This window comes from Okeania sp. SIO1H4, assembly GCF_010672695.1.
Taxonomy (GTDB): Bacteria; Cyanobacteriota; Cyanobacteriia; order Cyanobacteriales; family Microcoleaceae; genus Okeania; species Okeania hirsuta.
Genome location: NZ_JAAHGB010000049.1, coordinates 18,921 through 34,431, shown reverse-complemented (window position 1 = coordinate 34,431; position 15,511 = coordinate 18,921). Strand labels below are relative to the sequence as shown.

Annotated in this window: 10 protein-coding genes; 1 reads left to right on the top strand and 9 read right to left on the bottom strand. The window is 34.2% G+C overall.

Annotation, left to right across the window (positions count from 1 at the left end):
- Nucleotides 1-120: 120 nt before the first annotated feature.
- The 7 genes from F6K06_RS24265 to F6K06_RS24240 all read right to left on the bottom strand — a co-directional run bounded on the left by F6K06_RS24265 (nucleotide 121) and on the right by F6K06_RS24240 (nucleotide 7,140).
- A complete protein-coding gene (locus tag F6K06_RS24265; protein WP_287243219.1) occupies nucleotides 121-1,287 on the bottom strand; it encodes a glycosyltransferase in 1,167 nt (388 codons plus the stop codon).
- 260 nt (nucleotides 1,288-1,547) lie between these two features.
- The gene (locus F6K06_RS24260; protein WP_287243218.1) at nucleotides 1,548-1,907 is read right to left on the bottom strand and encodes a class I SAM-dependent methyltransferase; all 360 of its coding nucleotides are present in this window, start codon (nucleotides 1,905-1,907) and stop codon (nucleotides 1,548-1,550) included.
- Nucleotides 1,908-2,160: 253 nt separating this feature from the next.
- Entirely contained in the window at nucleotides 2,161-2,826 is a 666-nt protein-coding gene (locus tag F6K06_RS24255) for a glycosyltransferase 61 family protein (protein WP_124143241.1), read from the bottom strand.
- A 40-nt stretch (nucleotides 2,827-2,866) separates the two neighbouring features.
- Nucleotides 2,867-3,727 carry a hypothetical protein gene (locus F6K06_RS24250; protein ID WP_124143242.1) on the bottom strand — a complete coding sequence of 287 codons (861 nt, stop codon included), beginning with the start codon at nucleotides 3,725-3,727 and terminating at the stop codon, nucleotides 2,867-2,869.
- Between the two features lie 215 nt (nucleotides 3,728-3,942).
- Nucleotides 3,943-6,513, bottom strand: coding sequence for a chromosome partitioning protein ParA (locus F6K06_RS24245; protein ID WP_124154102.1), 2,571 nt, complete (start codon nucleotides 6,511-6,513; stop codon nucleotides 3,943-3,945).
- Between the two features lie 18 nt (nucleotides 6,514-6,531).
- A complete protein-coding gene (locus F6K06_RS34220) occupies nucleotides 6,532-6,750 on the bottom strand; it encodes a transposase (RefSeq protein WP_353734893.1) in 219 nt (72 codons plus the stop codon).
- Between the two features lie 36 nt (nucleotides 6,751-6,786).
- Entirely contained in the window at nucleotides 6,787-7,140 is a 354-nt protein-coding gene (locus F6K06_RS24240) for a hypothetical protein (protein ID WP_124143244.1), read from the bottom strand.
- A gap of 1,124 nt (nucleotides 7,141-8,264) precedes the next feature.
- On the opposite strand from F6K06_RS24240, the gene F6K06_RS24235 reads away from it, so the two are divergent.
- Nucleotides 8,265-9,746, top strand: coding sequence for a tetratricopeptide repeat protein (locus F6K06_RS24235; protein ID WP_287243216.1), 1,482 nt, complete (start codon nucleotides 8,265-8,267; stop codon nucleotides 9,744-9,746).
- A gap of 1,076 nt (nucleotides 9,747-10,822) precedes the next feature.
- Here the strand turns inward: F6K06_RS24235 and F6K06_RS24230 are convergent.
- Together F6K06_RS24230 and F6K06_RS24225 are read right to left on the bottom strand one after the other, a co-directional pair.
- A complete protein-coding gene (locus F6K06_RS24230) occupies nucleotides 10,823-12,202 on the bottom strand; it encodes an aldehyde dehydrogenase (protein WP_124154104.1) in 1,380 nt (459 codons plus the stop codon).
- A 1,030-nt stretch (nucleotides 12,203-13,232) separates the two neighbouring features.
- Complete coding sequence (locus tag F6K06_RS24225; RefSeq protein ID WP_124143247.1) at nucleotides 13,233-15,500, bottom strand: bifunctional (p)ppGpp synthetase/guanosine-3',5'-bis(diphosphate) 3'-pyrophosphohydrolase; 2,268 nt, start codon at nucleotides 15,498-15,500, stop codon at nucleotides 13,233-13,235.
- Nucleotides 15,501-15,511: the final 11 nt, after the last annotated feature.

The following is a 15,511-nucleotide window of genomic DNA, read 5'->3' as shown; positions in this document are numbered from 1 at the left end:
GCTATCAGCTATTAGCTAGCCTCCTACAGAGGAACTACGTTAACAGCTATCAGCTTAAAAACTTGTGCATAGATAATTGTATCTGTTTGCGAAGCATTCCGTCAGGAAACGCTTTTAAAATTATTTCTTGCTGAGAGGAACCATTTTCCCATTATTAATTAATTTATACTTAATGCCACGCCATACTACTGTACGCTTAGTCAACGCTAGAGCAAAAAATATTAAACCAAAAAGATCGCGCAAAGGCAATAAGTAAAGACTTTTCAAACCTTCAGCATCTTTCAATTCTTTTAAAATTATCCCACTGGTCAGAAGTCGTAAACCAATTGTAATCCCTAATACTCCTAGCCCCAATAAGTCTCCCATTCGTGCCACAGCGAAGAAAATAGCAAAAGGTACTGCTCGGATTAATATAGTTGCAATAAATGGCCCAGAACGTGCTAAATATGTATTCTGATCCCAATAAATTTGATGAGTCCACCATTGTCGCCAATTCTTCAAGTCTACAACTACATCAATAATATAAGGTAAAAGCACCATTTTTTTCCCAGAAGTCCAAACCCTCCGTCCAAGTTCGTAGTCTTCTACAAGATAATTTGCTAGACTCTCTAAACCACCAAGTTCTTGTAGTGTGGTTTGATTTATGGCTATGGAAGGTCCCAAACAAGCATTGGATGCTCCCGTAACTGCTGCAAATATCACGCTAGGAATAAAGTCTGCATTCATAGTTAATAGTTCCATCTTCTCAAACCATCGGTAAGCACTTTTGGCTTTAAAGAGAGTACAGACACATCCCACATCGGGATTGGATAGAGGGGCTATGATATTTTTGATATAGTCAGGTTTGAGATTTGTGTCACTGTCGCTGATAATAATGATATCGTGGTGTGCCTCAGCTATGGCACCAAGTAAATTATTGACTTTACCATTAGCTCCTCCTTGAACATTGCTAATGACAACGAAAATCTTCTGAGTGTCTACTTCTGCTTGAATATCCTCAAGAATAGGGAGGGCTAAATCTTCAGGGTCTTGAACTGAATAAATTACCTGATACTCAGGCCAATCTTGAATAGAAATGCTACGCAGGTTTGACTTGAGGTCTTTTTCAATACCTCGTACTGGTTTCAGTACAGTGACAGGTGGGTGAAATTTTTCTGTGGCATTTATGTCTGGGGTGGTTTTCCTCAAAAATTGTCTAGTAGTCCATACACTGAGGATTGAATATACAGACCCACCGACTATCGGTATCAGGCAAATTATTTGAAGCACCTCTACAGGGGTTAACATTAATTAATTCTTGTTTTCAATTTTTCAATTCAAGTATAGTTATGTGATTATAATTTAGCAACAGTAGCGATCGCTCGCCAATTTGCTCTAGCCTCGAAAAAACAAAATAAATAATAATACCATGAGATTTTCCCATAATATCATGTGCCTCTTTCAGGGGAACTACGCTATCGGTTGAACAGTTATAAATAATTTTTAGAAGTGAGATGGGGAGAGGAGGGAGAAAATATATGAGGGTGTTTTTCTCATATTATTAATCACTATAATTGTACTGTTTGTCCATGATCTGGGAAAGTGGCGAAACTATACTGAGGAAAAAAATCATGTATGGCAGCAACTATTTTAAATACATCACCCATCCAAGCAGCACTTTTTTCCCCAGAAAAATTCTGTATTTGTCGGCAACGCTGTAGTGATGATTGTGCTTGAGCATAACTTCTCGGACAAGTATCATCAATTAACCATATAGTTTTTGAGTGTGCCACAGCAAGGGAAGCACAAAAGTCTCGAAAAGTTTGTTCAAAAGTATGCAGGCCATCTAAGTAAATTAAATCGAATGATTCAAACTCTTTGGCATAACTTCTAAAAAATTCATCACTGGAAACTTCTAGAAAGACCACTTTTCAGTGGCATATTTATCCTTATTTAATCTGAACTGAGGATCGACGGCAACTTTATTGGTAATATTTACTGCATTAAAAGTTATACCTTTTGATACTCCTATTTCTAGATATCTGGATGATTGATTAATACTAGCAAGCTTGTTGAGGCGATCGCTGCGACTTTTAATGAAACATAACCCTCATCAGTGAACAGAGTCTCAAAATACTTTTCTCCTGCTATAACTCCACTAAAAGGGATATGATTTCTTCCTCAAAAAAGCCGTTGTGGTTGATCTTTTCTCAGGTTATTTGTTAACTCAAAAATCCTGTGCTGTAGTTTTTCTAAATAAGAGAAATACCATTTCTTTTGTCCAAGTGTTAGCTCACTACCCGGTTCTGGAATGATAAGATTTTCAAAAATACAGTCGTTATTTGTAACTAAAACACATTTAGCTAGCGGTATGCCTATAATTTCTAGTATTTGAGTAAACCATAAAGGAAAAGTATATTCAGCTAGGGAGGTATTGGGGGGTTGTGAAATAGTAAAAACAATGCCATTATGAATACTGATATCAAATGCCCAAAGACGATGAATACTTTCAGTCAAAGCGTGCCCAAAGTGTGGATGAAAAGGACCTCCGTAGATATATGTACCATGGTAAGTTTTTGAACTATCAATCTGATGAGTATCACTGTTGTCGCTGCCAAGATTATTTTTTTTATTCACTTCTATGAACTGATCTAAGTAGACTATTTCTTGCTCTAGACTACCACCGCGTTGATCACGGAATATTTTTTCTTGATCTAAATTGATATTGCTTCGTCGATGACGGAATATTTCTGGCATATTATTGGGAAAAACTACACCCCCTGACCACTTATTATGTTGTTCCTGAATCTGAATGGGTTTGACTATGGCATTATGTATTTTGAACAATCGATTTTGCTCATCTGAATGCTCTAACAGTTTCTCACTCTTAATCTACCTTGAACTTAGTTTGGTCAGACTTAGTTTCCTCCAACTCCTTCTTTAATTGAGACTTTGACTCTGACTGCTCTTTCTCTTTCAACTGAGTTTCCTGAAGTTGAGAATAATACTTCTCCAACACATCCATTGTTTCACTTAACTGGGACTGCGACTGCTCCAATAACTGCTCGGTTTCCCGCAACTGAGATTTAGTTTCCTCCAACTCTTTGTGCAACTCCGAGTCCGATCGTGGCTGTTGTTGTTCCTGTTTCTCTCTCAACTGAGCTTGCTGCAATTGTGATTGAGATTGCTCCAATACTTCCATTGTCTCACTTAATTGCAACTGATACTCATCTAACAACTGCTCAGTTTCCCGCAACTGAGACTTAGTTTCCTCCAACTGTTTGTGCAACTCAGACTCTGACCCCGACTGCTTCTGTGCTAACTCTGCCTTAACCTGCTCCAACTCTTCCTGCTTCTCCTGCAACTTTCCTTGCAACTCTTCCAATGTCGCCATCGTTTGCTCCATTTGAGACTGATACTCTTCCAACACTCCCATCGCCTCACCTAACTGCGACTGGGACTCCTCCCATAACTGTTTGCTCTCCTGCAACTTGGACTTGGTTACTGCCAATTCCTGCTTAACTTCTCCATCTGATTCTGACTGCTGTTGCTCTCCTTTCTCCTTAAGCTGATATAACTCAAAGTGGGTTTGCTCCAACTCTCCTAATACCTCATCTAATTGAGATTGCGATCGCTCCAACTCTTCTCTCACATCGTGCAACTCGGACTTAGTTTTGTCCAACTCTTGCTGAGTTTGTTGCCATTTAGTCTTAGCTTCTTCTAGTTCTTTTTCTGTTGTTGCTGCCATTAATTTATATTCCCCTTAATTTCTTCAAATATTACCAATATCTTGATAAAATCAAATTCTAAAAATAAGTTAACTATACTGAGTAAGTGACTTTATCCTACCTCCATTTGTTCCCAATATTCCTGATTTAATTTCTTCTGTTGAATATTTATGTAGTATTTTTGCTCATGTTTTATTTGTCTAATTTTATTTAATTAAATCTGTCTTCTACTCACTTATTTTTCACTACTTACCAAAACTTTATGCTGAATTTTCATAGTGCGCTTCATCAATTTTTGCCATTCTTCAGAATTTGTCAGCTTTTGACTATCTAACTCTAGACCTTTTTGCTGAGAGAAATTAGCAAAACTATCTAACCATTCCATTACTATTTCTGCCCGAGAGTTTTCAGTATATTTCAAAGATTTCTGAAGGCGCTCTTGCATTTCAAGCAAATTACCTTTTTGATAAGCATACCAAGCTTCCCAAACTAATAGTTGATATTCTGTTTGACTCTCGGATTTAGAATTTATCAGAATGGCTTGTTGATACTGCAATTTTTCCAATTCAGACTGAGTTTGTGTTAGTTGAGACTTTGTTTTAACTAATTCTTTTTGTGCATTTTGTTGTTGAGATTGAGATTGTTGCAATAATATTTCTGTCTGCCTCCATTGAGTCTTAATTTGTTGCAATACTGTCTGATTTTCCTGTAATTGTAGTTGCTGTTTTTTGCGTTCTTCATCAGTTTGATATAGCTGATTTTGAAACTCTTTTAATAATGTTTTTGTCTGTTTCATTTGAGATTGAGATTGTTGCAATAGTGTTTCTGTCTGTTGCAGTTGTGAATTAGATTCTACTAATTCTGTTTGAACTTCTTGCATTTGTAGGTTAGTTCGCTTCAATTCTTGCTTTGCTTTATGTGATTGAGATTTAGATTTTTCCCATTCCTGCTGATTTTTTTTAATTTCTTTGAGTTGTTTTTCTGACTGTTGCAATATTGTTTCATTTTGTTTGAGTTGAGAGTTAGATTCTGTTAACTCGGCTTGAGTTTGATTTAGCTGAGATTGAGTTTCTTGTAATTCTTGGCTAGTTTTTTGTAGTTCAGATTCAGACTTTTCTAACTTTTGTTCATGCTTTTGTAGTTGAGAATTAGATTCTGTTAACTGAGACTGGTAATATTCCCACTCTTCTTGAGTTTGGTGTAACTGATGTTTATAAACTACTAATTCGTCTCTAGTTTCACATAAATTATGTTTTGTTAATCCTAATTCTGCCTGAGTTTGTTTCAGTTGTGAGTGGGAGTTTTCTAATTCTGTCTCTACATTGTTTAACTGTTCTTGATATTGTTGTAAACTCTTCTCATTTGCCATTAACTTAACCTGAGAATCTTCCCAGTCTTCTTGAGTTTGGTGTAGCTGATTTTGGCAAACCTTTAATTTAGCTTGAGTCTCATACAAATTATGTTTTACTTTCCCTAATTCTGCTTGAGTTTGTTTATTTTGTGATTCGGACTTTTCTAACAATACTTCTGTTTTTTCTACCTGAGATTGAGATTTTTGCCATACTGATTCTGTTTGCTGAAGTCTATAAGTAAATTGTTCTAGTTCTTCTTGTGTTTGATGTAGTTGTGACTGATTTTGTACTAGCTCTCCTTGAGTTTGGTGTAGTTCAGATTTTGTTTGTATAAGTTCTTTTTCTATTTGATCAAATCTGGTTTGAATATGTTCAACTTTTTTCAGTTGAGACTGAGTTTCTTCTAATACTGTTTCTGTGTGGTGGAGTTGTTTTTGAGATTCTAATAATGTTGTTTCGGTGGTATCGAGTTGAGAAGCATATTTTTCTAACTCATCTCGTGTTTGTGTTAATTGAGACTTAGTTTGTGTTAGTTCTAATTGACTTTGTTGGTATTGATTTTTATATTTTTCTACCTCTGCTAATAAGTTTTTATTCTGATTTTCTACACTACACAAATTCATCCAGTCTTGAAAAGCCCAAATTCTATAGGGAGATGATTTGATTTTTTCTTGCCAGGAAAAGTCTGGTATTTCATCGGCTGGTTTCCAGGATCTTGCTTCTAATTCCTGGTACATTTCTATAGCTTCAGGAAAGTAATAATCTATGAGAGTGGATCTATGGTCGTCTGCTGATAATTGATTATTAAATAATGATGGTTCGTAGATATTGGCAGCGGGATAATTAAAGTTTGTCTTAAATTTTTGATTAATTGCTTCAATAAATACTTGTTGGTTATTTATGATTGTTTGAATATTTGTCAATAAACAATAATTACCAGCATGATTATAAAAATCAATAATTTTTTGATTGTAGTGTAACCATAATTTTACTGCTAATTCCGGTTGACTTTGAAATATTTTATCTTGCCGACTATACAGATAATTAACTACTTCCCAAGGAGAACGATAAACTAATAAAAATTTGGCATTTGGCAGTAGATTTGCCCAAAAATCTAGAAATAAAGTTGTACGGGTTTCTTTCCATCCCCAATTTCCACTTATAGAATTTTTGGCGATAATTTCTTTTGCTATTTCTACAAAATTTTCTTCTATATCTATTCTTTCTTGGAGAGTCCAACCATCTGCATCTATTCCTTGAGATTCTAATACTTGTTTATGAAATTCATAGAAGTCTAAATTTTCAAAATATCCTTGAGGATTAGCTTCTGTTTCCTCTGTTAATTTCCGACCAATATGTAAACCAGAACCTTGGAGGATGGAAGCTGTTAAAGAACTTCCTGAACGGTGCATACTGGTAATAATTAGAGTTGATTTTTCTGTTTTTTGCATCATATAGATTTTGATTATGTATTAGTTATTAATATTACTATATAATTTTTTTGATCGTCTTGTTAACTTTTTGGCATATTGATTAACTGCTTTAAGTCCTCTACAATTATAGATTTTAGGCTGGTGGTTCGGTAAGTTTGTGCTTAAAGTTGCCAGATTGTTTAATCCTAAATCGATAGCTGCTATCCTAGTTTGAGTTAAAGGTTCTGTTTCTATTTCCTGTTTGTAAACTAACTCAATTATCTCAGCATTTTTTTTAGGAATAATTCTAACTTTTTATGATTTTTTAACTCTTATTTTCAAATAAATATTAGTTTTACTAGGGCGAATTAATCCTTTTTTTAAAGCTTTTTGACTAAGAGCTTGATGATGATAAATTACCACATATCTACCATTACTTCTATCTCCAGCACTACTTTGATAATTAAGATTTTTTGGCCTCACTTTAAATTTACTTGGGAAAGCTTTATCTTCTCGGTAAGCACTATAATAACTTTGCCATACTTTCAGAACCATTCTGAGAACTTCTTGACTAACTTTACGAGGTAAAACTCTTAGTATATGACTATTTTTGATCTGATAATAAACAGTAGTAGCATCCGTTTTTGACCGGTAAAAAAGTTTTGACAATCTAAATAATTCGCAGCATTGTAGAGATTTTTCGTCAAAAAAGATAAACCATCGCCCTCGGCGAAAAGTGAATGATTTTTTTTGATCAAATAATATTCTACTAAGAGCATAATTGTTTATATACTTGAGTCGGTCAGAAAAAAAAATTAACTAAAACTAAATATTTTGTCAACTACCAAAATAAAAAGCTATGTTTAAGTATATCTGACTATATTTTTATTTCAACTTTACTATACAAAATTTGCGAACTTAAACAGGTCTAATATTAATTAGGATCAGTTAGCACCGCTATATAATTTTCACTTCCAATACCATTATTCATATAGATTTGTCAATGATTTATATTAATTTTTTGGTTGTTAGCATTTATCCATTTTTGTCTGAATTTTCAGTTAGGACAGACTCAAATAAATTTAGTCTTATTTTGATTTACCTAATTTTATCATCTTCTCGATCCACTAAGAAAATCTGATTAAGTTCCGACTTTTGACTTAAGCTAAGACACATTTAGATTTTATGTTCTCTGTTAAACCTTAAGGGTTTACTTTTACAAATAACTTACAGCAGTTTCCCACTTTCCGTAGGTACAAAATTTTGGGTAGTAGGCAACAGCTCATCTAGCGAAACAAAAGAGGGAATAGAAATTAATCTAAAACTGTACCTCACCATCCATCAAAAGTGCTGTATATATAGCAATATAATTTAAGTTGTGAGTATTGGAAACTTTTAGGGAACAGGGGACAGGAAACAGAGAAAGAAGAAAAAAACGTATCATCTGAATATGATAACTGCTATATTCTATACTTTTAAGGAACAGTCAAATTATCACAAATGATTTATAATTGCTATAGTTTAAATGCTTAAGGGCTTACAATCAAACTGTTTCTTGATAAAAATTCAGCCTATAATAAAATTTTTAATTTACTCTGGTAAATTTAGTAATATTGCCTCAAGTAAGTGACATAGGAAAACATTTACTATATGATGTTAACTACATTAGGTTAATTTTATTCTATCGAAATTGATAGGAATAATCAACCTACTAAAAAACTGTAGAATATCAACAGTTAATCAGCAATATTACCCAATCCATAACTATCAAATAAAGGATTTTTTCAATAATAATGTCAACCTCAACAATAGCAACAGAAACAGAAAGCAGTGTTCACTATCTTCATACTGCGAATAAACTACTCAGAGAAGGTGATTTAGCAGAAGCTGTTGATGCTTACCAACAAGTAATTAAACTTAATCCTAAATCAGTAGTAGCTTATCAAAACTTGGGAGAAGCTCTTAGTTTACAGGGAAATTTAGAAGCAGCAGCAAATATATATCACCAAGGAATTCAACTGCAACCAAACTATCCTTGGTCTTACTATAATTTAGGAGAAATTTTAATTAAACTAGATAGATTTGATGAGGCAGTTATTTATCTAAATCAAGCGATTGAAATTAATTCAGAATTTCCCAAATTTTATAGTAGTTTGGGATTTGCTTTGGCAAAACAAGGATTATTTGATGAGGCAATAGTTGCTTATCGTCATGCTATTGAAATTGATCCAAACTTTGCTTTAGTTTATCAATATTTAGGGGAAACTCTAGCAAATAAAAAAGAGTGGAATGAATCCATAGATGCTATTAATCAAGCTATTGAAATTAATCCTTATTTGCCAGAATATCATTTTAGTTTAGGTAAGGTTCTAGAAGACTCTGGTCAACTCGAACAAGCGGTTATTTCTTACCGTCATGCTCTTGATTTAAACCCAAATTTACCAGAAGCTTGCTATTATATTGGTCTAGGTTTAACTAAGTTACAAAAATGGGAAGAAGCCATTGATGCTTGTATGCAAGCTATTTCCCTAAATCTCAAAAATGCCGAAATTTATCATCATTTAGGAGCAGCTTTAGTCCAACTCAAAAAATGGGAAGAAGCTATTGCTGCCTATCAAAATGCAATTGAATTTAATCCTAATTCAGCAATAATTCATCATCAGTTAGCTTATGCTTTTGCTCAACTCAAAAAATGGGAAGAAGCTATAACTGAATATCGTGAAGTTCTCAAAATTAATCCTAATTCAGCAGTTGTATATGACCAGTTGGGAGAAGCATTAACAGAAATGGAAAAGTGGGAAGAAGCAATAAATTGTCATCAAAAAGCTGTCGAAATTAAACCAGATAATCAAAAGTTTAATCAGCATCTACAAGAGGCATTAGCGAGAAGACAACAACAGAATAAAACAGTAATAGATTCTCATTTGAAATTAGCAGAAATGATGGAACAACAAGGGTTTATTGAGGAGGCTATTTCTGCTTATCGTCGAGTGATAAATCTTAATCCCACTGCTGCCGATATTCACCATAAATTAGGATATGCTTTGGCAAGTTTGGAAAAGTGGGATGAGGCGATCGCTTCTTATAATCAGGCAATTGAACTTCATCCAAATTCGGGTATTGTACATTATCATTTGGGTGAAGCTTTGACTAATTTAGGCTTAGATGAACAAGCAATATCTTCTTTAGAAAAAGCTATTGAACTTGCACCAGATTTATCTAGCGCTCATCAAGCTTTAGAAAATTTACAGGCAAAATCAAAGAATAGGGAGTAGGGGAGTGGGGGAGTAGGGGAGTGGGAGAGAAGTAAACATAAGAATAATTAACATTAATTTGGGTAAAATTAGCAAAAAAATTCCATGGGCATAAGTTAATTACTTAATAACTGAAGTGTTGCTGAATAATTAAGGTAAAGATTCTCTCTTTTAAAGGAGAAACAAGCGGTCGGGGGATGGCGAGGTCTCCTCGCCATATCCAATCGACCAAGAGAGAAAAAATTTTCCTTTTATTCAATCCTCTTCCTTTTAGGGAGAGGTAATTATTAATTATTAATTATTAATTGTTCAACATCTCGCCACTCCCTACCTTCCCATTTCCCTATCTACTCAGTTACAAAGATATATGGCTATATGGCAAACTTTTTGGGATTTGATATTATCCGATGTCTACAAGTCAGGAAGTTCAACCAAAGCTGAAAGCTATTAGTTAACTGCTAGTTAAGTAGATAGGGAAAATTATTTGCATATCTACTACTAAGATATATTTTATGATGTCTGAATCTTCTCTTTTCCCTATCTCCAACAAATGTTAAATTACAGCATTTTTTAAAATAGTGAAATACAGTTGAATTGCAATTTATGTTCCCTATTCCCTATTCCCTATTTCCTGTTCCCTAAAACATAGAATTTTTTCCTCACACTTTTCAGGCATTACTACAACCTACATTCTGCACTTCAAAATCTAGTATAAAAAAGGAGTCAGAATTTCCTAGGTCATGGTCCGCAAACAGCAATTCTGCAATTCAGGAGGAAATAATAGGGGTAATTATCAATTATCAATTATTGAAATAGTATAAATACCTAGCAAGCTACCGATTTTTATACTACTTTTAATGTTATACCATTTTGAAAAAAGAATGTTACGAATAGTAAGAGCGATAAAAAGACAAGTGCAGGAGATGTCCCTGTGAGAAAGTGGTGCAACCCCGCGACGACAACAGTCGCACCTGGTAGCACACCAAGAGAAAAAGATAATTTACGCCTTAAAAAATGGTATTAAAGCCATTCCCATACGACTCCTGACTCCTAAGAAATACCCTAGATATTTGTAGCAAACATTTATCAATTTGGTATTACTTAAAAATAACTTTTTTAATCAAACTTATTTTATTTTTGTACGGAGCATATCGCCAACTTAAATCAAACCATAAACCCTTTTTCAACACACTTTTGTAATGAGAAAAAGTGTCAAAACTAGCCTTGCCATGATAACGACCAATACCACTATTGCCTACACCGCCAAATGGTAAAGATACTACTCCAAATTGCATCACAGTATCATTAATACAAACATTTCCAGAAGAAGTTTCTGTTAAAACTTGCTCTTGCTTTTGTTTGTTTCGAGAAAAGAAATAAAGTGATAGAGGTTTAGGACGAGAATTAACCATAGCGATCGCCTCTTCTAAATTACTGTATTCTAAAACAGGTAAAATAGGTCCAAAAATTTCCTCTTGCATAATTAACGAATCCCAAGAAACCCCCTCAATAATTGTTGGAGCAATGTAGCGATCCTCTGAATTAGTTTCACCGCCAATAACTATTTTTCCATTTTGCAGTAAGTTAGTTAATCTACTAAATTGTTTTTCATTAATAATCCGACAATAATCTGGACTATTAGCAGGATTTTTACCATAAAATTCAACAATATATTTTTTTATTTTATCTAATAAATCTGATTTAACTGCTTGATTTACTAATAAATAATCAGGAGCAACACAAGTTTGACCAGCATTAATAAACTTTCCCCAAGCAATACGTTTTGCCGTATATTCTAACTGAACATCAGAATCAACAATACAAGGACTTTTTCCGCCTAATTCTAAAGTAACAGGTGTGAGATTTTTAGCAGCAGCTTCCATCACTATTTTGCCTACCCTTGTGCCTCCAGTAAAGAAAATATGATCAAATTTTTCTGCTAATAACTGTTGAGTTATTTCTACTCCTCCTGTAACTGTAGCAATATAAATAGGGTCAAAAGTATTAGCAATTAAATTAGCCACAACCTCAGATGTATTAGCAGCTACTTCTGAAGGTTTAATAATTGCACAATTTCCTGCTGCAATAGCACCTAATAAGGGAGATATTACTAACTGAAAAGGATAATTCCAAGGACCAATAATTAAAACTACCCCTAAAGGTTCTGGATAAATTTTTGCTCCAGCAGGAAACTGTTCAATTGGGGTAGAAACTTTTCGATGTTTTGTCCAATATTTTAGTTTTTTAATTGCATTATTTATCTCTTTGACAAAACCAAGTTCAAAATAACCTTCAAAAGTTGGTCGATTCAAATCTGCTTTAATAGCAGCTATTATTTGTTCTCTATCGTCTGAAACAACCTGTTTTAAAAGTTTAAGTTGTTCTATTCTAAATTCAACATTTCTAGTTTTTCCTGTGGCAAAAAATTGACGTTGTTTATTTAATATCTTACTGATTAATGATTGGTTGAAATTCATAGTTTTTCTCTTAAATCAATCTGATATAGCGCTGTGCGCAGGCAACAGGCAACAGGCAACAGAACAGCTCATCTGGGGGAATAAAAAACTTATAATATAACCCACATTCCGCATCACAAAATGTAGTATCGAAGAAGGAGTCAGGAGTCAGGAGACAGGAGACAGAATTTTAGAAGAAAATCATAGCTGCAGTGATTGAGTAATCAATCAAGCAAGCAAGTATTTATGCTTAATTATTTACTCGGAATTTGATCAACGAAAAAAGTAATTGAGATGATTTGCATAGTATAAATACCTACCAAGCTACGGATTTATATACTACTTTTAATGCTACAAATTGACGTACGGAATGTGGGATATAAGACTTTTAGCTATTGGACAGTTCTTGTAATTTGTAAATATGCCAGCGCACATTGCTATATAGCAATTCCCAAAAAGCGTGAGGTACAAAATTTTAGGCTTGAGGGAACACCGGATCTGGGAACAGGGAACAGGGAATAAAAAGACAAAAAGATAACTGTACCTCACGACCTTGGGAAACGCTATACCAATTTTATGTGAAGCTGTGTTAGGTGGTAAGTAGTAGGTGCTAGGTGTTATACCAATTTGAAAAAAGAATGCTTAACTTAAGTAGCACTTCAGTTATTAAGTAATTAATACTCTTATTCAATAACTTTTTTGATAATTACCACGCCAATTATTGTTAATTATTCTTATGTTTATTTATCCCCTACTCCTCCACTCAATAAAATGTAGCAAACATTTATCAAAATAATTAGGCCGAAAACCCCGCCTTTTAAGGCGAAATATTTTTGGAGGGCGACTCAAATCCCCTACTTCCCCTCCTGGGAGGGGGAGGGGCCAGGGGTGGGTTAACTTCTAACTTCTAACTTCTGACTTCTGACTTCGTTAAGTCAGGTGCCATAGAATTATTTTTTCCTTCTTCCTTCTCTCCTAGATAACTAAAGCCTTCTTCCTTCTTCCTTCTCTCCTAGATAACTAAAGCCTTCTTCCTTCTTCCTTAAAAAAACTATTCAACTTGACTAAGACGACGTAAATTCAAAATATCGCTCATATTTTTAATCTGAGTACAAGTCTTTTCAAATTGTTGACGACCGCTCACTTCAATACATAGATTAATAATTGCTGGGTGACCGGGATTTGTTTTAACTTGAGCATTTTGGACATTAACATTATTATCCATCAAACGAGACAAAATATCTTTCAAAACTCCCACTCTATCCATCACTTCTATACAAATATTAACTGGATAAGTTTGAGGTCTTCCTTGATTTTCATTAGTAGAATTCCAACTAACAGGAACTAACCTTTCTCCGGGTACATTTTCCACATTAGAACAACCTTGACGATGAATAGAAATACCATGAATGCGAGTTACACTACCAATAATAGGTTCACCTGGAATAGGATTACAACAACCAGCCAAATGATACATTAAACCTTCAACTCCAGCAATGGGATGAGATTTATCTGAAGATGAAGTTTGAGTTGGACGAGGTAGCATTAAAGTAGATTTATGCTCAGAAAATTCTTTACAAATATCTGAATTTTTCTCAACTTGTGTGACTTCTTTAGTTGCATCTCGTAACCGATTAACTACTAAATTTAAAGTTACTTCACCGTAACCTAAAGCTGCTAGTAAATCTTCCACATTATGGTAATTAAATCTCTCAGCAATAAGTCGCATTTGCTCAGACTTGAGTAAAGATTCAAAACCTTTTTTACCCAATTCTTTTTCTAATAATTCTTTTCCTCTAGATATATTTCCTTCCCGATGAGAGCGTTTATACCACTGACGAATCCGGTTTCGCGCCCCACCAGTTACAACAAAATTTAGCCAATCTAGACTAGGATGCCCATTTTTTTGAGTTAATATTTCAACAATATCACCATTTTTTAATTGAGTATCTAAAGTGACAATCCGATCGTTCACTTTAGCCCCTGTACAATGGTTTCCTACTTCTGTATGAATACGATAAGCAAAGTCTACTGACGTCGAGCCTTGTTTAAGAGAAATTACATCACCTTTTGGTGTAAATACATAAACATCTTCATAGAATAAATCACCTTTTATAGTTTCCAAATATTCTTGATCGTCTATCAAGTCGCTTTGCCATTCTAATAACTGTCTTAACCAGGTAAATTTTTCATCTTCAGCATTAATTTTAGTATTACTCGATCCGGTTTCTTTATACTTCCAGTGAGCGGCAATTCCATACTCAGCAATATGGTGCATTTCTACAGTTCTAATTTGTACTTCTACAGGGCGACCTGCATTACCTATTACCCCTGTATGTAATGATTGATAACGATTAGGTTTTGGCAGACCAATATAGTCTTTAAATCTTCCAGGAATGGGGCGGTAAGAGTCATGAACAATAGCTAAAGTTCGATAACAATCTTCTCTTTTATTCACAATAATTCTTAGTCCGGCAATATCATAAACTTCGTGAAATGCTTTTTGTTTTAAATGCATTTTCCGATAAATTCCATACAGATGTTTAGGACGACCACTAATGTCGTAGCATTCTATTCCTGCTTGGTCTAATTTTTGTCGTAAATTTTCTGTCATTTCTAACAGTTTAGCCTCTCGGTCAGCTCTTTTATCTGCTACCAATTCTTGAACTTCTCGATAAGCTTCTGGTTCTATATATTTAAAAGATAAATCTTCTAATTCCCATTTGATTCGACCAATTCCCAAACGGTTTGCTAAAGGTGCAAATATTTCCCGTGTTTCTAATGCTTTACTTAACTGTTTATGACGTGGCAAATGTTGCAGAGTTCTCATATTATGTAACCTGTCTGCCAGCTTAACAACGATTACTCTAATATCCTTTGCCATTGCCAAAAACATCCGACGAAAATTCTCAGCTTGTAGCTCTGTTTTACTAGAAAAATTAAACTTAGAAAGCTTTGTTACACCTTCTACTAATAAAGCTATTTCCGAGCCAAATTTTTGTTCTATTTCTTCAATAGTTACATCAGTATCTTCAACAATATCATGTAGAAAACCTGCAGCAATCATCGCACTATCACCACCGAGATATTTCAACAATCCCGCAACAGCTATAGGATGACATATATAAGGTTCTCCTGATTTACGATATTGTCCTTCATGCAACTTATAAGCCAATTCAAATGCTTGACAGATTAATGCTGTATCTAGGGAACAGCTAGTTAAATTATCAGTGTTATTTTTGCTATTGATACATTCTTGTAGCCAGTCAGGAATTACACATGAAAGTACAGGTTTAGGTGCTAGAGTTTTTGTCTTCATAGGAGTTAGTT

Excerpts from the sequence above, each read along its gene's own strand:
- F6K06_RS24265 (WP_287243219.1), bottom strand. The coding sequence starts at position 1,287 with ATGTTAACCCCTGTAGAGGTGCTTCAAATAATTTGCCTGATACCGATA.
- F6K06_RS24250 (WP_124143242.1), bottom strand. The coding sequence starts at position 3,727 with ATGGCAGCAACAACAGAAAAAGAACTAGAAGAAGCTAAGACTAAATGG.
- F6K06_RS24245 (WP_124154102.1), bottom strand. The coding sequence starts at position 6,513 with ATGATGCAAAAAACAGAAAAATCAACTCTAATTATTACCAGTATGCAC.
- F6K06_RS24235 (WP_287243216.1), top strand. The coding sequence starts at position 8,265 with ATGTCAACCTCAACAATAGCAACAGAAACAGAAAGCAGTGTTCACTAT.
- F6K06_RS24230 (WP_124154104.1), bottom strand. The coding sequence starts at position 12,202 with ATGAATTTCAACCAATCATTAATCAGTAAGATATTAAATAAACAACGT.
- F6K06_RS24225 (WP_124143247.1), bottom strand. The coding sequence starts at position 15,500 with ATGAAGACAAAAACTCTAGCACCTAAACCTGTACTTTCATGTGTAATT.